Annotated in this window: 4 protein-coding genes; 3 read left to right on the top strand and 1 reads right to left on the bottom strand. The window is 39.0% G+C overall.

Going from position 1 to position 7,578, the window contains the following annotated elements:
* Nucleotides 1–342: 342 nt before the first annotated feature.
* The gene (locus tag AC6CHV_RS19720) at nt 343–2,076 is read right to left on the bottom strand and encodes an ABC transporter transmembrane domain-containing protein (RefSeq protein WP_498079534.1); all 1,734 of its coding nucleotides are present in this window, start codon (nt 2,074–2,076) and stop codon (nt 343–345) included.
* Between the two features lie 374 nt (nt 2,077–2,450).
* On the opposite strand from AC6CHV_RS19720, the gene AC6CHV_RS19715 reads away from it, so the two are divergent.
* The 3 genes from AC6CHV_RS19715 to AC6CHV_RS19705 all read left to right on the top strand — a co-directional run bounded on the left by AC6CHV_RS19715 (nt 2,451) and on the right by AC6CHV_RS19705 (nt 7,565).
* Nucleotides 2,451–3,308 (top strand): manganese catalase, encoded by an 858-nt coding sequence (locus AC6CHV_RS19715; protein WP_341331180.1) that lies wholly within the window; start codon nt 2,451–2,453, stop codon nt 3,306–3,308.
* Between the two features lie 340 nt (nt 3,309–3,648).
* Complete coding sequence (locus AC6CHV_RS19710; protein ID WP_440272952.1) at nt 3,649–5,433, top strand: ABC transporter ATP-binding protein; 1,785 nt, start codon at nt 3,649–3,651, stop codon at nt 5,431–5,433.
* Nucleotides 5,430–7,565 carry an ABC transporter transmembrane domain-containing protein gene (locus AC6CHV_RS19705; RefSeq protein ID WP_498079533.1) on the top strand — a complete coding sequence of 712 codons (2,136 nt, stop codon included), beginning with the start codon at nt 5,430–5,432 and terminating at the stop codon, nt 7,563–7,565. The genes AC6CHV_RS19710 and AC6CHV_RS19705 overlap by 4 nt, the downstream gene beginning before the upstream one ends.
* The last annotated feature ends 13 nt before the right edge of the window (nt 7,566–7,578 follow it).

Here is a 7,578-nt window from a genome sequence, read left to right as displayed (position 1 = left end):
AGTGCCGCTCAAAAGCGACTTTACTAATATATCATGTTTCTTTATATGAAGTCAACACTTTTTTAATTGTTAATTTCATAGATTCGAAGAACATAAAAATTATATTAACATAATATATTAAATAAATCAAGATTCTAATTTGTCGTTTTTTTATTTATGTGTTCGAAACGACAAAATTTATATTATCACTTTAAACAACTCTATTCAACAACCAATTTATTACAAATATAACCCAATATATTTTCACTGCAACTACAACAATATTCCGTTCATACTATTAAATAGACGAGAGAGACAGGTACTGTGTCCCAACTAGGTCATCGGACCTATCCCTAATTTCCGCTATGTCAACTGCTGTTCTGCAAAACTTCTATATAAGTTATGGCCCTCAATTAATTCCTGATGTGTCCCTTTGCCTGTGACTTTTCCTTTTTCAATAAAAATGATTTGGTTTGCATCGACAATGGTTGACAATCGGTGCGCAATAACGAATGTGGTTCGGCCTTCCATGAGTCGCGATAATGCTTCTTGAACAATACTCTCGGATTGGCTATCAAGACTTGCCGTTGCCTCGTCCATCATGAGAATTTTGGGATCCCGTAAAAAGGCCCGGGCAATCGCAATCCGTTGCCTCTGTCCACCAGATAATTTTACACCCCGTTCCCCTACTTCGGTATCTATTCCTTGTGAGAAAGCACGAATGAATTCATCCGCATAAGCCATTTTTGCCACTTCCCATAAGCGGTCGTCTGAGATTTGATCTGCATTCTTCAATCCGTAGCATAAATTTTCACGAATAGTTCCCGCCATCATCGCACTTTCCTGAGAGACATAGCCAATTTGACTTCGCCATGATTCGAGTGATAGCTCGTGAATAGGAATGTCACCTATTCGAATTTCACCAGTTGTTGGTTCGTAATACCGTTCCAACAAGCCAAACATCGTCGTTTTTCCTCCACCACTTGGTCCTGCAAAAGCAATCATTTGGCCAGGTTTTGCTTCAAATGACACGTCTTGAATGACTGGCTCCTCCTCTTCATAGGAAAAAGAAACATTTTCAACTTGAATTGGTAAATTTGAAATATCAATATCTTTTCCTTTCTGTCCTTCTTCTAATGGAAGTTCGATGATATCAATAATCCGTTCTGTTGCGCCTTTTGCTTTTTGCAACTGGGTGAAAAACATAGCAAATGATGTAATCGGAAAAATAATTTGAAACAAATAAAGTAGGAATGCAACAAGTGAACCTGTGGTCATTGATCCATTTGCCACACGGATTCCTCCATATCCAATAATAATAACAATGACAATCATGATAATTGTGTACATGAGTGGACCAATTAGTGCGAAAATCTTTGCCTCTTTTAACCCGTATGTAAGTAGATTTTGGACTCCATTAACCCCTTTTTCCGCTTCAAAGCGTTCAGCTGTTGAAGACTTCATCAATCGGATCTCACTAATGGTCTGTTGAATTTCCCCTGAAAATGTGGCGGTTTCATCCTGCAAACCTCGTGAGATTTTCGCCATTTTACTTCCAAGTGGCATCATGATCACCATTGTAAGCGGAACGGATACGAGCATGAGAAGTGTCATTTTCCAATCCATAATTAACAAAATGATGATTGCCCCAATGATCGAGATAACACCAGTTATAAACTGCGGGAAATGCTGCGAAATTAAATCCTTTACTATTCCGGTATCATTTACTACTCGGCTAACCGATTCCCCACTTTGTTGCTTATCGAAATAGCTGACCGGTAATCGGATGAGCTTTTCCCACATTTTTTCTCGCAATCGCGAAACAATCCGTTGACCGACGGCAGCAAGCATATAAGTTGATACACCATCAATCACCGCTTGTAAAAGAAACACAGCTGCAATGATTGCGATTAAAGTACCATTAATCGAGATTCCGGAAAATCCATCCACAAGCTCTCGCGTTAATAACGGAATCGACAGCCCCACAAAAGTTGTAATAATACTCCCAACTAAACCAAGTGTCAGCGCTGCCTTCGGAATATTCGTTGACAAGATCAACCGAAAAAACGGTCTCAACCCATTATCCTCTTTTTTCATACCTATTTACTCCTTCCTGAAACTAAGCACACCTGTCCTAGGATAGAAAGTTCCTTCGTGGGACAGAGGGACAGGTCCATTGTCCCAAACTTACAATTAATCCATTTCCAAACATATCGCTCCTTTACCTACGAATCAAACTAGATAAAGTTACAACTCTTGTACAGTTATTCCATTTCCATTTTCTATTAAATGTGGCTGACCTGTCCCCATGAACAACTGTGCACTCCCCCTCCCCAATTTGTACTAAATACTGACATACACCCATTTTTTTCTAATGTAAACACCTAATTGGTACCGCTTCATACTCTAATTAACATAGGCAATTTATACAAGACCTATGAATTCGTTTTATATGTGGAGGTAGATAAACGATGTTCTATCATATTAAAGAATTACAGTATCGAGCGAAACCAGAACGTCCCGATGCGCTTTTTGCAAAACAACTTCAAGAGGTGCTAGGGGGACAATTTGGCGAAATTTCTGTTGCACTTCAATATTTATTCCAAGGATGGAATGTTCGAGGGGCCGATGGCAAATATAAGGATTTACTTATGGATACAGGTACGGAGGAACTTGCTCACATCGAAATGTTGGCAACAATGATTGCAAGACTCCTTGACGGCGCTCCAGTTGGTGACCAAGAAATTGCTGCGAAAGATCCTGTAATTGGGGCAATCCTAGGTGGGATGAACCCACAACACGCAATCGTTTCGGGGCTTGGAGCGATGCCAGCAGATAGTGTAGGCAATCGTTGGACAGCTGATTATATTATCGCGAGTGGGAATCTGTTAGCCGACTTCCGTGCAAATTTAACTGCTGAATCTCAAGGTCGTTTGCAAGTTGCTCGATTGTATGAATCAACAACTGACCGTGGTGTAAAGGATATGCTTTCATGGTTACTTGCGAGAGACACGATGCATCAAAATCAGTGGATAGCCGCAATTTATGAACTCGAATCAAAAGAAAATATTGTGGTACCTAGTACATTCCCACGCGAGTTAGAAAAACGCGAAGTTTCTCATGTACTGTTCAATTTCTCTAGAGGAAACGAAAGTGCTACAGGTAGATGGGCGAGTGGACCAAGTATGGATGGTGAAGGTGTATTTAAATATGTAGAAAACCCTCAACCATTAGCCAAAGCGCCTAAACTACGTCCAGCACCACCATACATTCACGACACATTACCAGCCGTACTTCAAAATGGCTTAGTACCTCCAAGCATGTACTAAACTTGAGATGGGACAGAGGGACAGGTACATCGTCCCAGTTTCCTTTTCCATTTTGCTACAGTTGTTAAAATCGGAAAATGTGAAAGTATTCTTCTTTCAGGGATCAACAGTATTTCTTTTTTTCCACTTTAGTTTTCGTGTCCCGCAGACTGGGACACGGGACCTGTCCCTGCGCCCCACACCTTCGACCCACATGAAATCCCCCAGATAAACACGTGAAACCCACCCCCTTCCATAGCAAGATAATCCATGTAAGTTGATAGGGAAATCCATGTTACCTTTGAAAATTATGCGGTAATCTTACCTTACGACATTTTTTTAGAAGGTGATGGATTTGGATGTGAAACCTATTTTCCGTGAGCATTTGATTCAAAATAAATGGGGCTATATAATGGGTACCATTTTGGTTACGATATCCCTCATATTGCAACTTGTTGTTCCAATGTTGCTTGAAGTCTTCACAGATGGTCTACAAACCTTTTCTACAAACAGCGATGAACTAATCCGGATTGCCTTTTGGATGGTCATAGTGGGAATTGGTGTATTTGCCTTCAGGTCTACAGGAAGAATTTATATTTTTCGTTTATCAAGACTGTTAGAACGAAATATTCGTGAACGATTATTTTCTCATTGGGAGACTTTGCAAACAGAGTATTATCAAAAGCAACGGATTGGAAACTTAATGGCACATGCTGTTAATGATGTAAATGTCTTAAGACAAATCGGTATGCAAGGTGTGTTCCAAACATTAGAAGCAGCTGTACTAATAACAGTGACAGTCATCATGATGGCGACGACCATTGATTTGTATTTAACATTGTTAGTCCTTTTACCACTCCCTGGTTTAACCTACTTGGCTTATCGATTTCGCATAAAAATTAGGATGCACTCTAATCTAGTACAAGAAGCTATTGGCAGCTTAACGAGCCGAGTCCAAGAATATTGCTCAGGCATCAGAATCATTAAAACATATGTCCAAGAAAAATCCGAACTAAAAAAATTCGAACAGGACAATCAAACCAATGTAGAGGCAAATCAACAATTAATTCGGTCTAACTCCCTTTTCAACTCACTTAGTCAAGGAATCGTTGGGCTCAGCTACCTTACCTCGATTGTGTTTGGTTCGATTTTGGTTATGCAAAACACCATATCCCTTGGTGAATTTGTTGCCTTTAATACCTATTTATCACTTTTAGTTGGTCCTATTGAAAATTTAGGTAAAGTTATTAATTTACTTCAACAAGGATCCGCGGCCGATTTACGTTTACGAGAGGTACTTTCTACAAAACCTTCTATTAAAAACGAAGAAGGAATTGTAAACATGCAATCTATTCAAGGCAACATTATGATCAAAGGGCTAACTTTTTCGTATCAAAATAAACAAGGTCATGCACTTTCTTCTATAGATTTACACATACCAAAAGGCGCAACCTTAGCTATTGTTGGAAAGATCGGTAGCGGTAAATCAACCCTTGTTAATCTACTACTACGAATCTACAATCCACCTCGAAATACCATCTTTATCGACCATACAGATATTCGAGATATTCCGCTTAAAATGCTGCGACGATCAATCGGGTTTGTTCCACAAGATCATTTCCTTTTTTCCACATCCATCAAGGAAAATATCGGATTTGATCCAAAGGGATATAATGATCACCAAGTGGAACTTGCTGCAAAACAAGCCCATGTTTATCACGATATTACAGATTTGCCAAAAGGGTTTGAAACTGCCTTAGGGGAACGTGGCCTGTCATTATCAGGAGGCCAACGACAACGTGTTAGCATTGCTCGAGCCTTGGTGAAAGAAGCACCCATTATGATTTTTGATGACAGCTTGTCTGCTGTTGATTCGAAAACAGAAAAAAATATTTTACACACACTTAAAACGAAAATGAAAGATACCACAACAATCCTGATTAGTCACCGAATTTCCACAATTCAGCACGCTGACCAGATTATTGTACTTGACGGAGGAAAAATTATTGAAAGGGGAACACATCATGCTCTTTTAAGAAACGACGGGGTATATAAAAAAATGCATAACCAGCAGTTGACCGGACTAAATGTCAATCCGTCCCACTCCCATGGGAAACCGATTGCGATTAAGAGGAGGAATCGATGATCGAGAAGAATGTAACAAACCAACTCAAAAAATATAGTGACCAACAATTATTACGAAACATTCTCGCGTTTGCAAAACCTTATTGGAAGCTCTTTGTATTCTCTCTTCTGTTGACAACCTTGATTGTTATCGCAAGTCTGGCTCAGCCCTATTTAATAAAAATTGCGATTGACAATCATATTAATGGAATCTATGCACCTATGGTTTTTGTCGACCAATCCGAAAAAGACCAAGCATTACATATACTCGACGAACAAGGTATTAAAGGGAAAGAAGTTACTACTTTTGAGGGACATACGTATTTTCGTATAACTGAATCTGGTGGTGAACTACCCGCTGGTGTGCAAAAAGCAAGAATCGTTTCCATCGAAGGAACAAATTATCTCATCCATGGCTGGAATACTGGATTAAAGAATCCAACTAACTATGAGATTACGAATAATCAAATTTCCATTAACGACAACTTCTACCCGGTTATATCCTTGCAAGGAGATGCGGAGCAATTATTTCGCGGCCAGGATTATACCGGCATGATTTGGCTTGGAGTGCTTTATTTTGTGTTGATTATTGGTTCATCCGTTCTTACGTATTTTCAAAATAACTCCTTACAATTTACTGGTCAATCTGTCATCTTTGATATCCGGCAAACAATTATGAAGCATTTATCTCGTATGCAGGTTTCATTTTATGATAAAAATCCAATCGGGCGACTTGTCACACGAATCACACATGATGTCGAAGCTTTGAACCAACTTTATTCTCAAGTCATTGTAAATCTCATACGTGAAATCTTATTGCTAATTGGGATTATCGTGATTATGTTACAAATGAGCGTAAAGCTTACATTAATTAGTTTTACAGTGATTCCATTCATCGCCCTACTTACGTTTTATTTCAAAAAAGTCATTCGTAACGCTCAAAGGTATGTACGTTTTGTCTTGAGTAGATTGAACGCCTATTTAGCAGAAAATCTATCAGGTATGAGTATTATTCAGATCTTTGTTCGTGAAGAAAAGCAATTAGAGCAATTTAATGAATTGAATCAAGAACATTATCGGGCCGGGATGCGTCAAACCGTTTTGAATTCGATTTTTAATCCTTCCATTGGCTTCTTTGGTAATATTTCGATGGCTTTATTAATTTGGTATGGAGGCAGAAATGTATTAGACGGTGCCCTTACATTTGGCGTGGTGTATGCATTCACCCACTATGTACGGCAATTTTTTGAACCATTACGAGGTCTTGCCGACAGGTTTAATCAAATACAAGCAGCGCTTGCATCTGCAGAACGGATTTTTGATACATTGGAAACAAAGCCCACGATAGTGGATAAAGCGGACCCTATAAAACTGCCACACAAGGTGAACGGAAAAATTGAGTTTAAAAATGTATGGTTTGCTTATCAATCAGAAGATTGGGTGTTAAAGGATGTCAGTTTCACCATCTCCGCTGGAGAAACAATCGGTATTGTTGGCGCAACGGGTGCAGGGAAAAGTTCTATCATACAATTAATCAATCGTTTTTATGATATTCAAAAAGGAAGTATCACTTTAGATGGGGTATCAATAAAGGATGTAGAAATAAGTGAGTTGCGAAAGCATGTGGGGATTATCCAGCAGGACAGTTTTGTGTTTTCAGGTACTGTATTTGATAATATTCGCCTAAATAATAAAACAATCGGTGATGAAGAAATAAGAAGAGCAGCAAAATCTGTTGGGATTGACCCCTTCTTTAAAAACCTACCACAACAATACGAAACTTTACTTGGAGAACAAGGAACGGTGTTATCGACCGGGCAACGACAGCTTCTGTCCTTTTTACGAGCGATGATGGCAAATCCTGACGTCTTAATATTAGATGAAGCCACTGCCAATATTGATACAGAAACCGAAATCGTTGTGCAGGATACCCTAAAGCGAATTTCAAAAAACCGAACAACAATTATCATAGCGCATCGTCTCTCCACCATTCAACATGCAGATAATATCATTGTTTTAGATAAAGGTAGAATTATAGAAATGGGTACCCACCCTCGACTTTTTCAACAAAAAGGCGCGTATTATCGCTTATGTATGAGTCAAAACAAACAACAAATGACGAAAAAACAAAAAACGAGACTGTTTCACTTATAGCTAAATGACTACC

The sequence above is a fragment of the Ferdinandcohnia sp. GQ5 genome (assembly GCF_059759275.1).
Note: the sequence above shows the minus strand (reverse complement) of the source record. Positions and strands in the feature narration are given on the sequence as shown.

Coding starts and splice junctions, on each gene's coding strand:
- AC6CHV_RS19705 (WP_498079533.1), top strand. CDS start 5,430: ATGATCGAGAAGAATGTAACAAACCAACTCAAAAAATATAGTGACCAA.
- AC6CHV_RS19715 (WP_341331180.1), top strand. CDS start 2,451: ATGTTCTATCATATTAAAGAATTACAGTATCGAGCGAAACCAGAACGT.
- AC6CHV_RS19720 (WP_498079534.1), bottom strand. CDS start 2,076: ATGAAAAAAGAGGATAATGGGTTGAGACCGTTTTTTCGGTTGATCTTG.